Below are 24,608 nucleotides of genomic sequence, written 5' to 3'. Positions count from 1 at the left end.
CGCTGGCCGAACGCAGGTTTTGGAGCGGCGGCCCACGTTCCAAAGCCGGAGTGAGGGCACGCCGAGCCTAGGCGAGGTGCCGAGTGGTGGGGCGAAGGCCTTTTGGTTACTTTTGGCTGGGCCGGCATTCCGGCCTTTCCAAAAGTGACCCGCTGTAAGAGCGGAACCACAAGCCGCCGTTACCGCAGGAATGGATATGTGCACCGAAAGATCGCTATCGGGGGCAAGCCCCCTCCCACATTTAAAGCGGTATACCCTCCTCACGAAACCACCTCCCCAATCACCGCCGTGTCCAACCACCACCGCGCCAGCCCGTGAACATTCGGCGCCTTGAGCAATGTGAAGTGATTCCCCACCCCATACCAAACCTCCAAAGAGCTGCCCTGCTTACGCCACCCCTCAATCATCCCCCCCTGCTCCCGCTGATTGCCCACCGCATCCAACGCCGGATCCTGCGCCAACACCAACCTCACCACCCCGCGATATCGCTGAGTCGGCCGATACTCCGTACGCAACGCCGCCGCATAAGTCCGGGCCGGTCCCGCCATCGCATCAACACTGGCACGGGCCGGCAACAACCCCACCCCAACCATTCCCCCATGCAGGCTCTGGCGCTGCGCCACTTCATCGCCAACCGCGAAGGTTTCACGGTCAATCCCCAAGGGTTTCCCCGCCGCCAGCTGCATCGCCTCGATCAACCTCAACAACGCCGCCGTCGTCGTATAAGCCCGACCCGCACTACCCGGCGCTTCGCTGTCGATTACCGTCAACGACGCCACTTCCCGTCCAGCCGCCTGCAACCGCAGCGCCATCTCCAGTGCCACCCAGCCGCCAAACGAATGCCCGACCAGATGCACCGGCCCATGCGTGCACTCGTGTTCCAGCGCGTGCAGATAACAGCGCGCTGCCGCTTCCACCTGGCTGTGGGGCACCGCCTCGCCATCCAACCCACGTGGCTGCAAGCCAAACAACGGCCAGTCCCGTCCAAGCGCTTCGCTCAGGCCCACAAACCCGGTGACGCTGTCCCCTGCCCCCGGCACGCAGAACACCGGCGCATACCCGGCCCGTCCGCTCTGGATCCGCAGCAACGGTTGATGCGCCGTTTCCCTCACCGGTGAACACCCTGCCAATGCTTCTGTCATCGCCGCACCCAGCGCACGGATATGCGGCGCCTGCATCATGCTCTGGTGATCACCCGGCACTTCAACCTGACGCAACTGCCCAGGCGCCAGGGCGTCATCCCAACCCAGCGACACACTGCGCCGCGACAACTCGGTCGGCCGCTCTATAGCGCTGAACAGGTGCACAGGCACCGGCAGCGGAAACAAGCTGTAGTGCGCCAGCGCATGCCCATGCCCGACTTCGCGCTCGATAAAGCTCAAGAGGTCCGCATCCGCAGCCGCCGCCATTTGCGCGTATAGCAAACCTTGATCGCGACAGCGTTGCAGCACACCTGCAAAGTCCAACTGTCCAATCTGCGCGTCCAACTGTTCAATCCTTGCCAGCTCATCCACACCTCCCTGTGCGTTCCAATAGGCGCGGCACTGCAACAGCAAATGCCGCTTGAGCGCGTCTGGCCCGCTCCAACGCGCCTTGCCCTGGTCGGTCAGGCGCGGCACGTAGCTGTCGATCAAGCCAAGGAACGCCACCGGTTCATCCAGCCCCAGTAGTTGCATCGCCACTTCATAGGCCAGCACACCGCCAAATGACCAGCCGGCGATGCGATACGGCCCATGGGGCTGCAAGCCGCGAATCAGGCCCACCATGCGCGCCGCCAAGCCTTCCAGGGTGTTGAGGTGCGCCTCGCCGAGCGCCACACCCGGTAGGCCATAGATCGGGTAATCACCCGGTAAATGCTGGCCCAGCGCCGGGAAATACACGTCCATGCCGCTGAACTCATGCACCAGGAACAACGGCGCTTGCGAGCCGCTGCTGCGCACCGTAATCACCGAGCTGTCGCGCACCGGCTCAGCAGTGCGCTGGCGCAGCATGGTCGCCACCGACGCCACGCTGGCGTGCTGGAACAACTCGGCCAGGCTCACTGCCAGTCCCGCTTCGTCCATCAGGTTGACCAGGCGAATCGCCAACAGCGAATGCCCGCCCAGTTCAAAGAAGCTGTCATGCCGGCCCACCTGCTCCAGCTTCAGCACCTCGCCCCATAATTGCGCCAAGGTCTGTTCCAGGGCGTCGGTCGGTGCTTCGAAATCACGACTGACCAGCGCGACCAGAGCCGGCACCGGCAAGGCTTTTCGGTCGACCTTGCCATTGGCAGTCAACGGCAAGCGGTCCAGCGGCACATAGGCCGATGGCAGCATGTAGTCCGGCAGTTGCCCTTGAAGATGGGCACGTACGTTGTCGAGGCCGACCGGTTCGGCAGCCCAGGTGAAATACGCCACCAAGCGCTTATCCCCCGGCGCGTCTTCACGGGCCAACACGACCGCGTCCTGAATACCCACGCAGGTCATCAGGCGCGCTTCGATCTCTCCCAGCTCAATACGGAAACCACGGATTTTCACCTGATCGTCATTGCGCCCGATGCATTCGAGCAGGCCCTGCGCCGTCCAGCGGCCGAGGTCGCCAGTGCGGTACATCAAGGCGCCTGGGTTGAACGGATCCTGCACAAACTTTTCAGCGGTCAGTTCAGGACGGTTCAAGTACCCCTTGGCCACGCCGTCACCACCGATGCAGATTTCACCGGCCACGCCCTGGGGCACTGGCTGCAAGTGCGCATCCAGCACATAAATCTGGGTGTTGGAGATCGGTCGCCCCACCGGCACGCTGTCGGCGTCGTCGGCAAGTGCGCGCACTTCATAGGTGGTGGCGTAGGTGGTGGTTTCCGTTGGGCCGTAGCAATGCACCAGGCGCAACGTCGGCGCCTGGGCCAACAGGCTGCGGAACGCCGCCGGATCGGCACGCTCGCCGCCGCACAGCAGGATGCGCAAACCCGCCAACGCGTCGGGAATCAGTTGCACGTACTGGTTGAACAGCGCCGTGGTGACGAACAACACGGTCGCGCCCTTTAACGCCATGCCGAATGCCACAGGGTCGAGCAAGGTGGCGTGATCGATCACCTGCACTTGCCCGCCATTAAGCAGTGGCCCCCATACATCCATGGTGCTGGCGTCGAACGCCGGGTTGGAGGCGAAGACCACGCGGTCGCTGGCATTGAAATCGGCATAGCCGTTGTTGAGTACCAACCGCGTGATGCCCCGATGGGGCACCAGTACACCTTTGGGAACGCCGGTGGAGCCGGAGGTGTACATGATGTAGGCCTCGCTGTCCGAAGACTGCGACAAATCCGGGTTATGGCTAGGTTGTGGATCGAGGGCCAGGGTGTCCACGTCCAGGCGTAGCGCCGCGTATTCGATCACCGCGTCGCTGTGGGTCAACAACCAGCGCGCACCGCTGTCCTGCACCATGAACGCCTGACGTTCGGCGGGCGCGTTGATGTCCAGCGGCACATAGGCGGCCGCGCACTTCAACACGGCCAGTTGGCCGACCAGCAGCGCGACAGAACGCGGCAGCAGGATCGCCACGTTGTCGCCAGGTTTTACGCCCAGTCCTAACAGGTAATGGGCCAGGCAATTGGCGCGGGTATTGAGCTCGCCGTAGCTTAGGCGCTGCTCGCCATGCACCACGGCCAATGCGTCCGGACGCGCCTGGGCCTGGGCTTCGAACAGACGCTGCACGGTGTGTTCACGGGGGAAGTCGCGGGTGCTGGCATTGAACGCTAGCCGCAGTTGGTGCTGTTCGGCGGCGGGCAGGATCGGCAAGCGGCTGATGGCGACATCGCTGCCCTGTTCCAGCGCCTGCACCAGTTGCTCCAGGGCCACATTCAGGTACTCACACAGGCGCCGGGCGCCCTGCCCCGAGGCTTTCAACGTGAAGCCATCGCCCAGGTCATCCACGCTCATCGACAGGCCGTAGTTGCTGTGTTCCTCGGCCTTGAGCAGCTCAATACCTTGCCATGCCTCGACGACTGCACCGGCCTGCGGCGCGCTGTGCCGATAGTTGAATAGCACACTGAACAGCGGCGTGGTCACCGGCACGCCGCTGCAACGCTGGGCCAATGCCAGCGGCGCGTGTTCATGGCTGAGCAGTTGGCTCAGCCGCGCATGGGTGGCGCGCGCGGCGTGGCGTACCGAGTGCTCACCCAGGTCGACCCGCAACGGCAATGTATTGATGAACACGCCCATGGCCCGTTCGGCGCCTTCACCGCCTTGCAAGCGGCCAAGCATCACGGTGCCGAATACCACCTGCTCACGGCCGGACACCTTGCCCAGCACCTGGGCCCAGCCCAAGTGCATCAGGCTGGCGGCGCTGACGCCGGACTGGCGCGCCTGAGTGCGCAGGCGCTGGCTTAATTCGGGAGCAATCGTCAGACGGGCCTGCTCATCGATGCCCAGCTTGGCCACTTCCGTGGGCTCGTCGATCTGGCCGAGCATTTCGCGGAAAAACCCTTCGTGATCGTCTGCGCCCAAGCGCATCTGCGCCACGTAGTTGCGATACGGCACAGGCGTTCCCAGGCGGTGTTGAGTGCCCAACAGAAACGCCTGCATCTCGTGTTGCAGGATCTCCAGGGCGATGTGGTCCATGACCAAGTGATGGAACAGTAAGGTGGCGACCACACGCGGGGTTTCTTCGCTGCACACCAGGCGCATCAACGGCGCTTGGGACAGGTCGAGGCGTTGCGGCAGCGGCGCGGTTTCAACCCGCAGCGACGCCTTGCGCCAGACCACCTGCACCGGTTCTTCCAGGCCGTCCCAGTGGAACGACGAACGCAGGATGTCGTGGCGCTCGATCACCGCCTGCAACGCCAGGGCAAAGGCGTCCAGACGTTGACGGCTGTCAAAGGCAAACTGCGCCTGCAACACATAGGCATCGCCTTCCTGCACGGCGCGGTGGTGATAGAGCATGCCGGCCTGCAACGGCGTCAGGGGGTAGATATCCTGCACATTCGCCGCACCGCCGGGGATGCAGGCGACGAGGCGGTCGATGGCGACTTGCTCCAGCGCGATCAGCGGCAACATGCCCGGCGTGATCGACGTGCAACCGTCAACGATGCCATTGACCGGCACCGCCACTTCACGACCAGTGCCCAACGCCGCCGCCAGTGCCGACAAGGTTGGCTGACCAAACAGCACTTTTACGTCCGCCGACAAGCCAAGGCCGCGCATGCGCCCCATCAGGCTCACCGCCAGCAACGAATGCCCGCCCAGTTCGAAGAAGTTATCGTGACGGCCCACACGTTCCACCTTGAGCAACTCGGCCCACAGGCTGGCCAGGGCGATTTCCGTGTCGCCCTGGGGCGCTTCGTATTCGCGCACCACCACCGAATCCTGGCCCGGCGCGGGCAGCGCCTTGCGGTCGAGTTTGCCGTTGGGACTCAGGGGCAATGCGTCGAGATGAACGAAGATCGCCGGCACCATGAATTCAGGCAAGTGATGCAGCAACTGACTGCGCAGCACGTCGATGTCGGTGAAGGCTCCGGTGTAGTACGCCACCAGACGGTCTTCGCGGGCGATCACGGCAGCCTCGTTGACTGCTGGGCACTCGGTCAGGCGCGCCTGGATCTCGCCCAGTTCGATACGCAGGCCACGGATTTTCACCTGGTCGTCGTTGCGGCCCAGGTACTCAATATTCCCATCGGGCAAGTAGCGGCCAACGTCGCCGGTGCGGTACATGCGGCCGCCGGTAAATGGATCTTGAAGAAAGCGTTCGGCGGTGAGTTCCGCACGGTTCAGGTACCCCCGCGCCACTTGCACGCCGCCGATAAACAGCTCGCCGACCACGCCCAGCGGCACCGGCTGCAACTGCGCGTCCAGCAGGTACATGCGGGTATTTGCAATGGGCTTACCGATGGGCGTGTTGTCCGGCGTCACCGGGCCCGCGCAGTTCCATGCCGTCACGTCGACGGCCGCTTCGGTCGGGCCATACAGGTTGTACAGGCCGATCCCCGGCAACTGCGCCTTGAACCGGCGCACCAGGCTGCCCGGCAAGGCTTCGCCGCTGCACATCACCCGCACCAGCCCGGCCGCCTGGCTGACGTCGCCATGGGCCAGGAACACGTCGAGCATCGACGGCACAAAGTGCAACGTGGTGATGTGTTCGGCCTCGATCACCTCGCACAGGTACGCCGGATCTTTATGCCCGCCAGGACGGGCCATCACCAGGCAGGCGCCGGTGAACAGCGGCCAGAAGAATTCCCAGACCGACACATCAAAGCTGAACGGGGTTTTCTGCAAGACCCGGTCCTGGGCGGTGAGCCCATACTCGTCCTGCATCCACAGCAGGCGATTGACCACGCCGCCATGGTCGTTGATCACGCCCTTGGGCTGGCCAGTGGAGCCGGAGGTGTAGATCACATAGGCGCTCAGGCCCTGCACCGCGGGGTTATCCACGGATTGCGCGTGCCAGCTCGGTTGGTCCAGATCGACCACCGGCACCGCGCCCACCAGCGCACGAGTAGCGCCCTGGATCAGTACAACAGCGGGTGCGCTGTCGCTGAGCATGTAGGCGATGCGCTCCAGCGGGTACGCCGGGTCCAGCGGCACATAAGCGGCGCCGGCCTTGAGGATCGCGTACAGGCCGATGACCATCTCCAGGCCGCGCTCCACGCAGATCGCCACCCGCGAATCCGGCTGGACACCCAGCGCCAGCAAGTGATGGGCGAGTTGGTTGGCCCGCGCGTTGAGTTCGGCGTACGTCAGTTGCTGTTCGCCAGCCTTGAGCGCAATCGCATGGGGCGTGCGGGCCACCTGGGCTTCAAACATGCCGTGCAAGGTCTGGTCGAGGTTGTAATCCACCTGGGTGGCGTTGAAATCGAACAGCACGTGCCGGCGCTCGCCCTCGTCCAGCAGCGGCGCATGCTCCAGCACCGCCTGGTCGTTATCGACCATGGCCTGCAACACGCGGGTGAAGTAGCCGACGTAACGCTGCATCGTCGCTTCATCGAACAGCGCCACAGCGTATTCCAGCGCGCCGATAATCGTGCCCTGCACTTCGCCGAGGTTCAGCGAGAGGTCGAACTTGGCAAAGTGGCTGTTCTCCACGATGCCTTCCAGGGCCAGGTCGCCCAGGGCCAGGATCGGCGCGCTGCTGTCCTGCCAGGCCAACAGGGTTTGGAACAATGGGCTGTGGGCCAGGCTGCGTACCGGCCGGGTGATTTCGACCACTTGCTCGAAGGGCAGGTCTTGATGGGCCTGGGCCGCCAAGGTCAGCGCCTTGACCCGCGCCAGCAGCGCTTCGGTAGTGGGCGCGCCCGAGGTGTCGATGCGCACCGCCAGGGTGTTGACGAACAGGCCGATGAGGCCTTCGACTTCAGTGCGCGTACGGTTGGCGACCGGCGAGCCGATCACCACATCTGCCTGCCCCGAGAGCCGCGCGAGCAAGGACGCCCAGGCGGTCATTACCGTCATGTACAGCGTGCTGCCATGGCGTTGGCTCAAGGCCTTGAGCCCGGCGGTGAGGCGCTCGTCCAGACGGATCTCCACGCTGCTGCCGGCGTAGTCCTGCTGCGCCGGGCGCGGGCGGTCGGTGGGCAGGCTGAGCAACGCTGGCGCACCAGCCAGGGCCTGTTGCCAATAGCGGCTCTGGCGGTGAAGTACTTCGCCGCTGAGCCACAAGCGTTGCCACACGGCAAAGTCGCCGTATTGGATCGGCAGTGGCGGCAACGGGTCGGGCTGCCCATGGCTGAAGGCCTGGTACAGCGCCATCAGTTCGCGGGTGAGCACGCCCATGGACCAGCCATCGGAGACGATATGGTGCAGGGTCAGCAACAGCACATGGTGCTCGTCGGCCATCACCACCAGGCGCCCGCGCAGCAGCGGGCCGCGTTCGAGGTCGAACGGCGCCGACGCTTCGCCGTGGATCAACGCATCCAGCGCCTGTTGCGGTTGCGGGTGGCGGCGCAAGTCCTGCACTTGCAGCGGCAGCACGTCGTCGGCCGCGACGATCAGCACCTGGGCGTCGTCACCGTGCTGGGCGAAGCGGCTGCGCAGGGTTTCGTGCCGCGCAACGATCCGAGCCAGCGCCCGTTGCAAAGCCTGCACATGCAGTTGCCCGCGCAGGCGCAAGCCGATGGGAATGTTGTAGGCCGTGTTGGCGCCTTCCATCAACGCCAGGAACCACAAGCGCTGCTGGGCGAACGACAGCGGCACCGGCTCATCGCGGTTGGCCGGCAGGATCGCCGGCAAGGTGCTGCGACCGGCCTGGGCCAGCACGTCGGCAACGGCGGCCAGTTCGGCATTGGCAAACAGGTCGCTGAGCAACAGCTCCACGCCCAGTCGTTGGCGCACTTGGGACACCATGCGCATGGCGAGCAGCGAGTGCCCGCCCAGTTCAAAGAAGTGGTCGTAACGGCCGACGCGTTCTACCTGCAAGACATCGGCCCAGATCTGCGCCAGGCTGCTTTCGATCTCGCCCTCGGGCGTCGCGTATTGGCGGGTAAACACGGCGGCCCTATCCGGCGCTGGCAGGGCCTTGCGGTCGAGCTTGCCGTTGGCGGTCAAGGGCAGCGCGTCAAGTTTCATGAAGGCGACCGGGACCATGTAGTCCGGCAGGTGCGCCACCAGATGGACGCGGATATCGCCCACCGCCAATGAATCAAGTTGCGGGTTTTCGGTGTAGTACGCCACCAGCCGCTCGTCACGCACCAGCACCACCACTTCTTGCAAGCTCGGCAGTTGGTTGAGTTGGGTTTCGATTTCCCCCAGTTCGATGCGCACACCACGGACTTTCACCTGATCGTCATTGCGGCCCAGGTAATCGAGGTTGCCGTCGGGCAACCAGCGCACCAGGTCACCGGTGCGGTACATGCGTCCGACGTTGAACGGGTCGTCCAGGAAGCGTTCGGCGGTCAGTTGCGGACGGTTCAGGTAGCCACGCGCCACGCCCTTGCCGCCCACATACAACTCGCCCGCCACGCCCAGCGGCACCGGGCGTTGTTGCTCGTCCAGCACGTACACCGTGGCATTGGCGATGGGTTTGCCGATATGCAACGCCTGCCCGGCCTCGACCTTGCCGGAGGTGGCGACCACCGTGGCTTCGGTAGGGCCGTAGTTGTTGATCAGCTCAAACCGCTGCGCCCGCCCGAACTGCCGCAGGCGGTCGCCGCCGACCAGCAAGGTGCGCAGCGTCGGGTGCTCGATGTGCTGGCTGAAGGCGTACTCGGCCACCGGCGTCGGCAGGAAGCACACATCCAGCGGCTGCGCGCACCACCAGGCCAGCAACGCGTCGATGTCTTCGGGGCCGTCATGGGCCGGTGGCAGGTGCAGGGTCGCGCCGACACACAGCGCCGGCCACACTTCCCAGGCCATGGCATCAAAGCCGAACCCGGCGACGCTGGCGGTGTGGCGCCCGGCGCAGAGGTCGAAGGCGCGGCAATGCCAATCCACCAGGTTGGTCACGGTGTGGTGTTCCACCATCACGCCTTTGGGCAGGCCGGTGGAGCCGGAGGTGTAGATCACATAGGCGAGGTTCGCGGGAGTCACGGCGACGCTGGGATTGCTCGCCGCGTGGTGGTGCCAGGTATAGCGGTCCAGGTTGATCACCGGCACGTCCAGCTCGGGCAGGCGTTCGAGCAACGCGTGTTGGGTCAGCACCGCCACCGGGGCGCTGTCGCTGAGCAGGTAGGCGAGGCGCTCGGCCGGGTGGGACGGGTCCACCGGTACGTAGCAGGCGCCCGCTTTAAGGATCGCCAGCAACCCGGCCAAGGTGTCCAGTCCACGACGGGCGACGATGGCCACGCGGTCATCGGGTTTGACGCCCAGCGCCAGCAAGTGATGGGCCAGCAGGTTGGCTTGCCCGTTGAGCTCAGCGTAGGTCAGCGAGCGTTCAAGCTGCACCGCCGCGATGGCATGCGGCGTGAGAACGGCCTGGGCTTCGATACGCCCATGCAAGGTGGTGCCTTGGGGGAACTCGGCCTGGGTGGCGTTGAACTGTTCCAACAGCAACCGCTGCTCGACGGCGGGCACCACCGGCACTTGATTGAGCGCGGTGTCCGGCGCCTGCTCCAGGGCCGTCACCAGGTTTTCCAGGGCAGTTTGCAGGTAGGCGCAGACCCGCTGCGGGTCCACCTGGGTGCTGGCCAGCAGGCTCAGGCCAAAGCCTTCGCCCAGGTCATCGACGCTCAGGGTCAGTGGATAGTTGGTGCGTTCTTCAGCACTGAGGGCGGCGATGCCTTGCCACGCCGAGACGGCTTCGGCGCTGGCGGCGGGCGCGCTGTGGCGATAGTTGAGCAGCGCGCTGAACAACGGCGTCGGCGCGGTCACCCCACTGCAGCGCTGGGCCAGGGCCAGTGCCGCATGCTCGTGGCGCAGCAGTGTGGTGAGCCGACCATGGGTGGCCTTGACCCCGGCGCGCACGTCCTGGCCGTCCACGTCCACGCGAAACGGCAAGGTGTTGATGAAGATGCCCAAGGCGCGGTCCGTGTCATGACTGCCTTGCATACGGCCCATCAACACCGTGCCGAACACCACCTGTTGCTTGCCGGCCAATGCTCCCAACACCTGCGCCCAGCCCAGGTGAAACAGGCTTGCCGCGCTTACCCCCAACTGCCGCGCCTGGGTGCGCAAGCGCTGGCTCAATAGCGCCGCCAAGGGCAGGCTGAGTTCGCTGATGCCCCGCGCATCGCCCTGCACATCCTGCAAGCCAAACGGCAAGGTCGGCTCGCTGATATCGCCAAGCATCTGGCGGAAGAAGCCTTCGTGTTCCTGCTCGCTGATGCCCAGCCGTGCCTGGGCTACATAGTTGCGAAACGGCACCGCCTGGCCCAACGCCGCGCCCTGCCCCAGCAGGCACGCCTGCATTTCATGGCACACCACTTCCAGGGCGCTATGGTCCAGGGCCATGTGGTGGAACAGCAAGGTGGCGACGATACGCCCATTGGCCGGGTCATCGGCACGCACCAAGCGCAGCAACGGCGCCTGGGTCACGTCGAGGCGATAGTGGCGCGCATCGAACAGGGCGTGCAGTTGGGCGGCGATCTCGCCATCCGCCGGGTCGAGTTGCAAGGCCTGCACCGGCAGGCGCGCCGTGCGCCACACCACTTGCGACGGCTGTTGCAGGCCATCCCAGACCACGCCAGTGCGCAAGATGTCATGGCGGTCCATCACCGCTTGCAGCGCCTGGGCGAACGCCTCGAAACGCGCCAGGCTGTCGAACGCGAACTGAGATTGCATGACGTACGGGTCGCCCTGCTCAGCGCTGACATGGTGGAACAGGATGCCTTCCTGCAACGGTGCCAGCGGGTAGATGTCCTGGATATTCGCCACGCCGCCGTCGACGGTGGCGACGATGCGGTCGATCTCGTCCTGGCTGAGGCTGGACAACGTCAGCATGTCCGGTGTGATGTGCTGGGCGCCGGCCGGGATGCCATTGGCCGGCACGTCGACTTCACCGGCCTTGGTGGCGGAATACTCGCCGGCCTTAATCAGCTCGATCAGCGCCGGTTTGTGCTCGCGCAAGGCGGCAAGGATCGCCGGGTCACTCAACGCTTGCTTGTTGCCTTGCACCGACAACTGCTCGCCCTTGAGCGCCAGTTGAATGTCCTTGGTTTTCAGGGTTGCCAGCAGCTCTAAGAGGCTCACAGGACGATCTCCATTCGTTCGGTCATTGCGGCGTAGCCGGCCAGGGTCGGCTGTTCGAACAGCGCCCGGACGTCAGCTTCCATGCCTTCCTGGCGCAAGCGCCCGATCAAGCTCACGGCAAGCAGCGAGTGCCCGCCCAGTTCAAAGAAATTATCCTGGCGCCCGACCCGCTCCACGTTGAGCAACTCGGCCCACAGCTGCGCCAGCAGGATTTCGGTGTCGCCTTCCGGCGCTTCGTACTCACGCACGTTCAAGGCGTGCAGGCCGGGCGCTGGCAAAGCCTTGCGGTCGAGTTTGCCATTGGGGCTCAAGGGCAGCGCGTCGAGGTGCACGAACAGCGCGGGCACCATGAAGTCCGGCAGGTGTTGCAGCAGGTGAGCGCGCAGTGCCTCGATCTCGGTTGGCGTACCGGTGTAGTAGGCGACGAGGCGATCCTCACGGGCGACCACTGCCGCTTCGCTGACCTGGGAGTGCTCAAGCAGACGCGCCTGGATTTCCCCCAGTTCGATACGCAGGCCACGGATCTTGACCTGGTCGTCATTGCGGCCCAGGTATTCGATAGTGCCGTCGGGCAAGTAGCGGCCAAGGTCGCCGGTGCGGTACATCCGACCCGCGTGGAACGGGTCGTCGAGAAAGCGCTCGGCAGTCAGCTCAGGGCGGTTCAGGTAACCCCGCGCCACTTGCACGCCGCCGATAAACAGCTCGCCGACCACACCCAGCGGCACCGGCTGCAACTGCGCATCCAGCACGTACATACGCGTATTGGCGATGGGCTTGCCGATGGGAGTGTTGTCCGGCACGTCGGGGCGTGCGCAGTTCCAGGCGGTCACGTCCACCGCCGCTTCAGTCGGGCCGTACAGGTTGTACAGGCCGATCCCCGGCAACTGCGCCTTGAAACGCCGCACCAGGCTGCCCGGCAGCGCTTCGCCGCTGCACATCACCCGCACCAGCCCAGCCGCCTGGCTCACATCGCCATGGGCCAGGAACACATCAAGCATCGACGGCACAAAGTGCAGCGTGGTGATGTGCTCCGCCTGGATCACCTCACACAGGTACGCCGGGTCTTTATGCCCGCCGGGGCGCGCCATCACCAAGCGTGCGCCGGTGAACAGCGGCCAGAAGAATTCCCATACCGACACGTCGAAACTGAACGGGGTTTTCTGCAACACCGCGTCATCGGCGTTGAGGCCATAAGCGTCCTGCATCCACAGCAGCCGGTTGACCACCCCGGCGTGTTCGTTGATCACGCCTTTGGGCTGGCCAGTGGAGCCGGAGGTGTAGATCACGTAGGCCTGATGCCGGGCGGTCAGGCCCGGGACCTCGGGGTTGCTCAGCGGCTGATGCTGCCAGGTGTCCAGGTCCAGATTGAGCAGCGGCACGTCGCCCAGCAAGCCTACGGTGGCGTTCTGGGCCAGCACCACGACCGGCGCGCTGTCGTGCAGCATGTAGGCGATACGCTCCAGCGGGTACGCCGGGTCCAGCGGCACATAACCGCCACCGGCCTTGAGGATGGCGAACAGGCCGACGACCATGTCCAGGCCCCGCTCCAGGCAAATCCCCACCCGGGCATCCGGCTGCACACCCAGCGTGCGCAGATGATGGGCCAGGCGATTGGCACGCTCGTTGAGTTGTTGGTAGGTAAGCTGCTGCTCGCCCGCCTTCACCGCGATGGCGTGCGGCGTGCGCTGAACTTGGGCTTCGAACATCCCGTGCAGGGTCTGGTCGAGGTTGTAGTTCACCTCCGTGGCGTTGAACGTCACCAGCAGTGTGTGTCGCTCCTCGGAACTCAGAATCGGCAGGCGATTGAGCGCCTGGTTCGGTGCCTGCTCCAGGGCCTCGACCAGCCCGGACAGGGCCACTTGCAGGTACCCGCAGACGCGTTGCGCGTCGACCTGGGCCAACGCAGTCACGTCGTAGCCATCACCCAGGTCATCCACGTTCAAGGTCAGCGGATAGTTGGTGCGCCCGTCGTTGACCAGGGTCTGCATACCTTCCCAGGCGTGTTGCGCCTCCTGGGAACGGGTGGCGCCGCCGCGATGGCGATAGTTGAGCATTGAGCTGAACAACGGCGCAGGTGCAGCCACCCCACTGCAACGCTGGGCCAGGGCCAGGGAAGCGTGCTCATGACCGAGCAAAGCGGTGAGCCGCGCATGCGTGGCGCGTACGGCGGAGCGTGCGCCCTGACCGTCGATATCCAGGCGCAGCGGCAACGTATTGATGAACACGCCCAGCGCACGGTCGGCCCCTTCACCGCCTTGCAGACGCCCCACCAACACAGTGCCGAACACCACACTCTGGCGCCCGGACGTGGCCGCCAGCACTTGGCCCCAGGCCAGGTGGAACAGGCTCGCGGTGCTCACCCCCAGCAAACGGGCCTGGGCACGCAGGCGGCGGTTGAGGTCGCTGTCCAGGTGCAGGCGGTGCTCTTCGATGGCGTTACCGTCGCCGCGCACGTTTTGCAGGCCGAATGGCAGGGTTGGCTCGTCGACATCGCCGAGCAGGGTGCGGAAGAACGTTTCATGCTCCTGCTCACTCACCCCCAAGCGCGCCTGGGCCACGTAGTTGCGGTACGGCATCGGTGCAGCGGTCGGCGCCGGATGGCCCAGCAGATAACCCTGCATTTCCCGCAGCACCACGTCAAAGGCGGTGTGGTCGAGGGCGATATGGTGATAGAGCAGCACCACAACCACACGCTGGTTGGCCGGATCGTCGGCGTAGGCCAGGCGAATCAACGGCGCTTGGCTGATGTCCAGGCGGTAGCGGCGTGCATCAAAACGTTGATGCAGGCCGGCCAGTACATCGCCTTCAAGCTGCAGCTGTTCAAGGGGCAACCGGGCCTTGCGCCACACCACTTGCAGCGGTTGCACCAGCCCTTCCCACACCACGCCGGTACGCAGGATGTCGTGGCGGTCGATCACCTGTTGCAGCGCCTGGGCGAAGGCGTGCAGGCGCTCGACACTGTCGAACGCCAGGTGCGATTGCAGCAGATACGGGTCGCCCTGCTCGGCGGTGAGGTAGTGGTAGAGAATGCCTTCCTGCAACGGCGCCAACGGGTAGATGTCCTGCACATTGGCTGCGCCACCGGGCACCTGGGCCACCACTTGATCAAGGGTGGATTGGTCGAGTTCCACCAGCGACAACAGGTCCGGGGTCAGGCGCTGGCAGTCGATCGGGATGCGGTTGGCGGGCACCTGCACTTCGCGCCCACTGCCCACCGCTGCCGCCAGCGCGGCCAGGGTCGGCTGGCTGAATAACACGCGCACATCGGCGCTGAGGCCGACCTGGCGCATGCGTTCGATCAGGCTGACCGCCAGCAACGAATGGCCGCCCAGCTCAAAGAAATGATCGTGGCGACCCACCTGCTCAACCTGCAACACCTCAGCCCAGATCACGGCCAGGGTGGTTTCCACTTCACCCTGAGGCGCTTCGTAGTCACGGGTCAGCAACGCGGCCTGATCCGGTGCCGGCAAGGCACCGCGGTCGAGTTTGCCGTTAGCCGTCAGGGGCAGCGCGTCGAGTTTGACGTAGGCCACCGGCACCAAAGCCTCCGGTAACTGCGCCTGCAGTTGCTCGCGCAGGCTTTCAATCAGCAGCGGCTGTTGCTCGGTGAACCAGGCTATCAAGCGGCCTTCGCGCACCAGCACCACCGCGTCGCCGACGCCTTGCAGTGCCGCCAGGCGGCTTTCGATTTCGCCCAGTTCAACGCGCACGCCACGGATTTTTACCTGGTCATCGTTGCGTCCCAGGTACTCGATATTGCCATCGGGCAACCAGCGCACCAGGTCGCCGGTGCGGTACATGCGCCCGTCATTGAACGGGTCTTGCAGAAAGCGTTCAGCGCTCAAGTCCGGGCGATTGAGGTAACCCCGCGCCACGCCGCTGCCGCCCACATAGAGTTCACCGGCCACCCCCACCGGCACCGGACGCAACTGCGCGTCCAGCACGTAGACGCTGGCATTTGCGATAGGTCGGCCGATATGCAGCGCCTGCCCGGCACGCACGCGGCCCGAGGTGGCGACCACGGTGGCTTCGGTGGGGCCGTAGTTGTTGATCACCGCAAAGCGTCGCTCCTGGCTGAACTGGCGCAGGCGGTCGCCGCCGATCAGCAGGATGCGCAAGGTGGGGTGCTGCAAGTCCTGGCTGAACGCGTATTCGGCCACCGGCGTGGGCAGGAAGCTCACGTCCAAGGGCTGCGCCAGCCACCAGGCGAGCAGTTCGTCGATGTTTTCGTTGCCCACATCCTCCGGCGGCAGGTGCAGGGTGGCGCCCACGCACAGCGCTGGCCATACCTCCCAGGCCATCGCATCAAAGCCAAAGCCGGCCACGCTGCTGGTGTGGCTGACGGCGTGCAGGCCAAAGGCTTCACAGTGCCAATGCACCAGGTTTTCCACGGTGCGGTGTTCCACCATCACGCCCTTGGGCTGGCCGGTGGAGCCCGAGGTGTAGATCACATAGGCCAGGTGGGCCGGTGTCAGGGCGGCGAGTTGCGGATTGCTGACGGGGTGGTGCCAGGTTGCGTGCACGTCGATGCTGGTGACCGCGCCCAGCAAGTCGCGGGTGCTCGCTTCGGCCAGCACCGCTACCGGTGCGCTGTCCTGCAATAAGTAAGCAATGCGCTCGGCGGGATACGCCGGGTCAATCGGCACATAACCGGCGCCGGCCTTGAGAATCCCCAGCAACCCCACCAGCATCTGCGGCCCACGACGGCAGCACAGGGCGACGCGGTCGTCCGGCTGCACACCCTGTGCGATCAGGTGATGGGCCAACTGGTTGGCACGGTGGTTGAGCTGCTGATACGTCAGCGACTCGCCGTCCTGCACCACGGCTATGGCGTGAGGCTGGCGGTCGGCCTGGATTTCAAAGGCACCCTGCACGGTGTGGCCGCTCGGGAAATCCTCAGCCGTGGCGTTGAACTCGCGCAGCAGGGTTTCGCGTTCGCTGGCGGGGAGAATAGGCAACTGATTGAGCGGGGTTTGCGCGGTGTTTTCCAGGCTATCGACCAAGTGTTCAACGGCATTGGCCATGTACTCGCACAGGCGCTGGGCGCCGATGCGGGGCAAGGCCAGCACGGTCAGGCCGAAGCCTTCGCCCAGATCGTCGACGCTCAGGGTCAGCGGGTAGTTGCTGCGCTCTTCACCGCCCAGCAACTGCACGCCTTCCCAAATTCCTTGGCCGTCGCGGGCCATGGCGCCGGGATGGCTGTGACGGTAGTTGAGCAACGCGCTGAACAGCGGCGTGGAGGCCGCCACCCCGCTGCAACGCTGAGCCAGGGCAAGGGACGCGTGTTCATGGCCGAGCAAGGCGCTCAACCGTGCATGGGTGGCCTTAACGGCGGCGACCGCGCTGACTGCGGTGTCCACCCGCAGCGGCAAGGTGTTGATGAACATCCCCAAGGCCCGATCCGCACCGTCGCCGGCCTGCATACGGCCCATCAATACGGTGCCGAACACCACGTCGTCACGCCCACAGACCAGCCCCAGCACCTGGGCCCAAGCCAAGTGCATCAGGCTTGCCGCGCTCACGCCCAGGCGCCGCGCCTGTTCACGTACGCGTTGGGCCAGCGCCATGGTCAGGGCCTGTTCGGCCTCTTCGATATCACGGCCGTCGCCCTGCACGTCCTGCACGCCGAAGGGCAAGGTGGGCTCATTGATGTCGGCAAGCATTTCGCGGAAGAACCGCTCATGCTCGTCGACGCTCACACCCAGGCGCGCCTGAGCCACGTAGTTGCGAAATGGCGCGGCCGCCGGCAAGTCCTGGCCGTGGTTGAACAGGAACGCACCCATCTCCTGACCGACCACGTCCATGGCGGTGTGGTCCAGCGCCAAGTGGTGGAACAGCAGGATAGCTGCCACATGCCCGTTCACTGGATCCTGGGCGTAAACCATGCGCAACAGCGGCGCCTGGGTGATATCCAGGCGGTAATGCCGCGCATCGAAACGGGCGTGCAGCTGTTCGAGGATGTCGCCCTCGGCGGGATCAAGGTTCACCTCCTGCACCACCAGCTGCGCCTCACGCCAGACCACCTGCACCGGGCTGTCCAGGCCTTCCCAGACCACGCCGGTACGCAGGATGTCGTGACGGGCGGCGACCTGTTGCAGCGCGCCCATAAAACCGTGCAACCGCTCAAGGCTGTCGAAGGCCATGCGTGATTGCAGCAGATACGGGTCGCCCTGCTCGGCGCTGATGTGGTGGTACAGGATGCCTTCCTGCAAGGGCGCCAGCGGGTAGATGTCCTGCACGTTTGCCGCGCCGCCGGGGACGTTGGCGATGATGCGGTCGATGGCGCTTTGGTCGAGTTGCACCAGGGTCAGCATCGCTGGCGTGATGTGGGTGCAGCCCGAGGGAATGCCATTGGCCGGCACCACAACCTCCCGACCACTGCCCACCGCCGCCGCCAGCGCCGCCAGGCTCGGCTGGTTGAACAGCACCCGCACATCCGCGCTCAGGCCCGCCTGACGCATGCGTTCGATCAGGCTGACCGCCAGCAGCGAGTGCCCGCCCAGCTCAAAGAAATGGTCATGCCGGCCCACACGGTCGAGCTTGAGCAGGTCCTGCCAGATCTGCGCCAGCAGGCTTTCCACCTCGCCCTCCGGCGCTTCATAACCACGGCTGAGCAGCGCGCCTGCATCCGGCACCGGTAGGCCTTTGCGGTCCAGCTTGCCGTTGGCGGTGAGCGGCATCAGCGCCAGCCAGACATAGGCCGACGGCACCATGTAATCCGGCAACTGGCCTTGCAGGTGGGCGCGCAGCGCTTCGATTGGCAGCGGCGCGGCGGCGGTGTAGTACGCCACCAGACGCTTGTCGCCGGGTTCGTCTTCGCGCACCAGCACCACTGCGTCGTTCACGCCAGCGAAGGCTCCCAGGCAGGCTTCGATTTCACCCGGCTCGATGCGGAACCCGCGAATCTTCACTTGCAGGTCATTGCGTCCCTGGTACAGCAAGGTGCCGTCGGCCTGCCAGCACGCCAGATCGCCCGTGCGGTACAGAACGCCCTCGCCAAACGGGTTCGGGATAAATTTTTCGGCGGTCAGTTGCGGCTGGTTCAAGTACCCCTTGGCCACGCCCGCGCCACCGATATACAGCTCGCCGACCGCGCCCAATGGCAACAGTTGCTGGCGCACATCCAGCACATAGGCCTGGGCATTCGCCATCGGCCGGCCAATCGGAATACCGCCCTCGCCCAGGTGGGTAATTTCATGGGTGGTGGAGAACGTAGTGGCCTCCGTCGGCCCATAGCCATTGAGCAAGTGCCGGGGCTTGCCGTGCTTGAGCACGCGGCCGATCACGTGCGGGTCGAGCACATCGCCGCCGACGATCAGATAACGCAACTGCGGGAACACCGGCAGCAGCGCATCGGCGTACTGGTGGAACAACCCGGCGGTCATCCACAACACGCTGACGGATTGCTCCTGCAACAGCGCGGCAAACGCGGCCTGGGACAACAGCACTGCCTGTTCGACCACCACCACGCAGCCGCCATTGAGCAACGGCGCCCACACGTCGAGGGTGCTGGCGTCGAACGCCGGGTTGGAAGCGAAGGCCACGCGGTCCTGAGGGTTGAACTCGGCGTAGCCGTTATTGAGCACCAGGCGCGAGATCGCGCAGTGTGGTACCTGCACGCCCTTGGGCGCACCCGTGGAACCGGAGGTGTAGAGGATGTACGCCACGCTGTGGGAGGAAAGTACCAAGTCGAGGTTGCGCGGGGACAGCGCGTCCAGATTCAGCTCGGCCAGGGAGTTGAGCACCCGCTTCGCGCCACTGTCCTGCACGATAAACGCCTGGCGTTCCAGCGGCGCATTCACGTCCAGGGGCACGTACACGGCGCCACACTTGAGGATCGCCAGTTGGCAGATCAGCAGATCGAGGGAGCGCGGCAACGCAATCGCCACGCTTTCCCCCGGTTGCACGCCCTGGTTGATCAGGTGATGGGCCAGACGGTTGGCGCGGCGATTGAGATCGCGATAGCTCAAGGATAACTGGCCTTGCACCGCCGCCACGGCTTCGGGACGCGCCAGGGCCTGGGCTTCGAACAGTTGGTGCACGGTCAGTTGCGATGGGTAATCGCGGGCAGTGGCGTTGAATTCCACCAGCAGTTGGTTGCGCTCGGCAGGCGGCACAATCGATACGCCTTGCACTGGCGTGGTCGGCGCTTGTTGCAACGCGGTCACCAGATGGCGCAAGGCGGTAAGCATGTAGTCGCCGACGCGCTGCACGTCCAGCGTGGCTACGCCTTGCACGGTCAGCGCGAAGCCTGTGCCCAGGTCATCGACGTTGAGCACCAGCGGGTAGTTGCTGCGCTCCTCGGAGCTCAGGATCTGGATGCCGGACGCCGCAAACGGGCTGTCTCCCGGCGCTTCATCCGGCGCGCTGTGGCGGTAGTTGAGCAGCGTGCTGAACAACGGCAATGAGCCCGGCACCCCGCTGCAACGCTGGGCCAGGGACAACGACGCGTGCTCATGCCCGAGCAACTGCGCCAGGCGCGCGTGGGTGGCGCGCACGGCGGCTTGTACGCCGACTGCGCCGACGCTGACCCGCAGCGGCAAGGTGTTGATAAACATCCCCAGGGCGCGGTCGGCACCCTCGCCGCCCTGCATACGGCCCAACAGCACGGTGCCGAACACCACGTCCTGCTGACCGGAGACTTGCCCCAGCACATGCGCCCAGGCCAGGTGCACCAGGCTCGCGGTGCTCACGCCCAATTGCCGCGCCTGTTCGCGCAGGCCCAGGCTCAGGGCCGGTTCCAACGGCAGGTGCGCCTCGACAATGCCGCTGCCGTCGCCGTGCACATCCTGCAAACCGAACGCCAGAGTCGGCTCGTCGATATCACCCAGCATCTCGCTGAAGAACGCTTCATGCTGGGCCTGGCTCACCCCCAGCCGCGCCTGGGCCACGTAGGTGCGGTACTGCACCGCGTCAGGCAGTTGCGCGCTGCGCCCAGACAGGCTGGCGCTCATCTCCTGCACCAGCACGTGCAGGGCGGTGTGGTCGAGCAGGATATGGTGCAGCAGCAGGATGCCGACGAAGCCGCCCGGCGCTTCGGCGTAGGCCAGGCGCATCAACGAGGCGCGGGACAGATCGAGGCGGTAGTGGCGTGGGTCGAAACGCTGTTGCAGGTGGGCCAGGGCATCCACGCCTGGGGTTTCGACCCGCTCAACGGCCAACGGCGCCTGGCGGCAGACCACTTGCACCGGCTCGTCCAGGCCTTCCCAGAGGATCGCGGTGCGCAGGATGTCATTGCGTTCGATCACGCTGTGCAGCGCCTGGATAAACGCGTCCAACGCCGCTTGATCGTTGAAACCCAACTGCACCTGCAACACGTAGGGATCTCCGTCGGTGGTTGCCAGGTGGTGATACAGGATACCGGCCTGCAACGGCGCGAGGCCGTAGATGTCCTGCACATTGCCGATGCCGCCGGGCACCTGTTGCAGGATGTGGTCGATGGCGGCCTGTTCGAGTTCGATCAGCGGCAGCATGTCCGGGGTGATGACGGGGCTGTCTGCGTGGATCTGGTTGACCGGCACCCGCACTTCCCGTTGCCCGCCCACCGCCGCGGCGAGTGCGGCCAGAGTGGGTTGGCCGAACAACACGCGCACATCGGCGCTGAGGTCGACCTGGCGCATACGCTCAATTAGCTTGACTGCCAGCAGGGAATGACCGCCCAGTTCGAAGAAGTTGTCGTCGCGCCCAATGCGTTCAAGTTTGAGCAGGTCTTGCCAGAGGGTCGCGATGGCTACTTCAACGGTGCCGCGAGGAGCCTCGTAATCACGTCGGGCCAACGCGTCGGCATCCGGCGCGGGCAAGGCCTTGCGGTCGAGTTTGCCGTTGGGGGTCAGCGGGAAGGTGTCCAGCAACACGAAGGCGCTGGGCACCATATGGTCAGCCAGGCTCAGCCGCAAATGATCACGCAGCATCGCGACGTTGATGTCGCCTTCGGCGATCACATAGGCCACCAGGCGTTGGTCTCCGGGCGTGTCTTCACGGGCGATGACTACGGCGTCGCGCACACCTTGAGCGGTGGCGAGGCGCGCCTGGATTTCGCCCAACTCGATACGGAAACCACGGATTTTTACCTGGTCGTCGTTACGTCCCAGGTATTCCACGCTGCCATCGGCCAACAGGCGGCCGAGGTCGCCGGTTTTGTAGAGGCGCTGGCCGGTGGTTGGGTTCGTCAGGAAGCGCTCGGCGGTTAATTCGGCGCGGTTCAGATACCCCCGCGCCACACCGGCACCACCGACGTACAACTCGCCGACCACGCCCAATGGCAGCGGCTCGCGCTGTGCGTCCAGCACATACAGTTGCAGGTCGGGAATGCGCACGCCAATCGGACTCACGCCCACCAACTGCGCATCCGCCGCGTGCAGCGCTCGATAAGTCACGTGCACGGTGGTTTCGGTGATGCCGTACATGTTCACCAGTTGGGTGCCGGCATTGATCGCCCGGGCGTACCACGGCTTGAGCATGCCCGGCTCCAGGGCTTCGCCGCCGAAAATCACCTGGCGCAGCGAGTGGGCCTGGGGGCTGTTGCCCTGGGCCGCAATCAACTGGCGGAAGGCGCTTGGCGTTTGGTTGAGGATGCTCACGCCCGCTTCGCACAACAGCGTGTAGCACTCGTCCGGCGAGCGGCTGACCAATTGCGGCACGATCAGCAACTGGCCGCCGTGCATCAACGCGCCCCAGATTTCCCACACGGAGAAGTCGAACGCGAAGGAATGAAACAGTGCCCACACATCGGTGTGGTCGAAGCCGAACCACTGCTCAGTGGCGCTGAACAGTCGCGCCACCTGGCGGTGTTCGATCATCACACCCTTGGGCTGGCCGGTGGAGCCGGAGGTGTAGATCACATAGGCCAGGTGCTGCGGGCTGACCGCAACGTGCGGGTTGATCAGGGATTCACCGCGCAGGCCATTGAGGTCGATCTGCGCCAGTTCGCCCACCAAGTGACGGGTGTTGGCCTGCACCAGCACCGCCAGCGGTTGGCTGTCGTGCAGGGTGTAGGCGATGCGTTCCAGCGGATACGCCGGGTCGATCGGCACATACCCCGCGCCGGCCTTGAGGATGCCCAGCAGCCCGATGATCATTTCCGGGCCGCGCTCCACGCAGATCGCCACGCGGTCATCGGGGCGCACGCCCTGGGCCAGCAGGCGATGGGCAACCTGGTTAGCGCGTTCGTTGAGTTGACGATAGGTGAGGCGTTGCTGCTCGAAACGCAGCGCGATGGCGTCGGGATGGGCCGCGGCGTGGGCTTCGACGTGCTGGTGGATCAGGGCGGTGTCGGCGTAAGCGCGGGGGGTGTGATTGAGATGGTGCAGCAGGTGATGACGCTCGGTCTCAGGCAGGATGTTCAGGCCGCTCAGCGGCATCTCCGGTCGCTGCTCAAGGGCGTCGGCCAGGCTGTGGAGCGCTGTGTGCAGGTAGCTCGCCACACGGGTTGCGCCAATGGAGGCGTCCACCATCACCGTCAGCGCAAAGCCTTCGCCCAGGTCATCCACATTCACCGTCAGCGGATAGTTAGTGCGCTCCTCGGCACCCAGCACCTGGATGCCCTCGGCCACCTCGATCACCTCGGCCATATCCGTCGCGGCACTGTGGCGATAGTTGAGCATCGCACTGAACAGCGGCGTCGGCGCGGCGACCCCGCTGCAACGCTGGGCCAGCGCGAGGGATGCATGCTCGTGATTGAGCAATGTGCTGAGCCGCTCATGGGTGGCCTTGACCCCGGCGCGCACGCTCTGCTCGCCCACATCCACCCGCAACGGCAAGGTATTGATAAACATCCCCAACGCCCGCTCACCGCCCTCGCCCGCCCCCATGCGGCCGAGCATCACGGTACCGAACACCACGGCTTCACGGCCCGAGACCACGCCTAATACCCGGGCCAGCGCCACGTGCATCATGCTTGCCACGCTGACGCCCAAGGGCCGCGCGAGGCTGCGCAGGCGGCGGCTCAGATCAGCGTCGACAGGCATGCGCGCCTCGTCGATCCCCTGGCCATCGCCCTGCACATCCTGCAAGCCAAACGGCAGGGTCGGCTCATCAATGTCCCCCAGCATCTCGCGGAAAAACCCTTCATGGGCCTGCTCGCTGACGCCATGGCGCACCTGGGCGATATAGCTGCGAAACGCTACCGGCTCAGCGGCCTGGGCTTGCTGGCCGGCCAGGTACAACTGGATCTCGTGGCGCACCACATCCAGCGCGGTGTGGTCGAGGATGGTGTGGTGGAACAGCAACATCGCCGCTACCCGCTGATTGCCTGGGTCGTCGGCAAACACCAGGCGCAGCAGCGGCGCCTGACCCAAGTCCATGCGATAGGTACGTGCGTCGTAGCGGGCGATCAGTTGAGCCAGGGCATCGCCACCGCTGAAATGCGCTTCCTCACACGCCAGCGTCGCCTTGCGCCAAACCACTTGCAGCGGCTCGTCCAAGCGCTCCCAGACCATGGACGTGCGCAAAATATCGTGACGGTCGATCACCCATTGCAGCGCCTCGGCAAAAGCGTGCAGGCGCGCGCGGCTGTCGAACACAAACTGCGCATGCAGCACGTAAGGATCACCTTGCCCGGCCGAGAGGTGGTGATACAGCATGCCCTCCTGCAACGGTGCCAACGGGTAGATATCCTGCACATTCGCCACACCACCGGGGATGGCCGCGACAATACGGTCGATGGCCGTCTGATCAAGGCTCACCAACGGCAACATCTCAGGCGTGATGCGGTAAGCCGGGCTCAGCCAATCACCGCCATGCTCAGCCACCAGCGCCAGCAGGCTGGGCTTGTGAGCGATCAACTGATCCCACAGCCGGTCATCCAACGCCTCATCGTCACCGAGGATGATCAGATCGCCCTCTTCCAGTTGCAGACGGATCGCATGAGTGGAAATCGCTGCCAATAATTCGCTGAACTGCATGGGGGTAACCTGCCTGGTAAGTCACGGTGGAGGAGAAAGTCCGTTTTCAGCTGCCGTTTGAATCGGATGCGCTGTGCGCCCAACGTTAAAAAGCGGGCGCAGCCGGGGGCCTGGAGAG

The 24,608-nt window shown here is 65.0% G+C and carries 2 protein-coding genes; both read right to left on the bottom strand.

What is annotated here, in order from left to right; translation table 11 throughout:
- Positions 1-260: 260 nt before the first annotated feature.
- Positions 261-11,588: a non-ribosomal peptide synthetase gene (locus LRO94_RS11885; protein WP_179179168.1), complete on the bottom strand. Its 11,328-nt coding sequence runs from the start codon at positions 11,586-11,588 to the stop codon at positions 261-263.
- Complete coding sequence (locus LRO94_RS11880; protein ID WP_179179169.1) at positions 11,585-24,490, bottom strand: non-ribosomal peptide synthetase; 12,906 nt, start codon at positions 24,488-24,490, stop codon at positions 11,585-11,587. The genes LRO94_RS11885 and LRO94_RS11880 overlap by 4 nt, the downstream gene beginning before the upstream one ends.
- Positions 24,491-24,608: the final 118 nt, after the last annotated feature.

This window comes from Pseudomonas sivasensis, assembly GCF_021391435.1.
Classification (GTDB): domain Bacteria; phylum Pseudomonadota; class Gammaproteobacteria; order Pseudomonadales; family Pseudomonadaceae; genus Aquipseudomonas; species Aquipseudomonas sivasensis.
The sequence above is the reverse complement of the archived record's forward strand: the minus strand, read 5'-3'. Positions and strand labels throughout refer to the sequence as shown.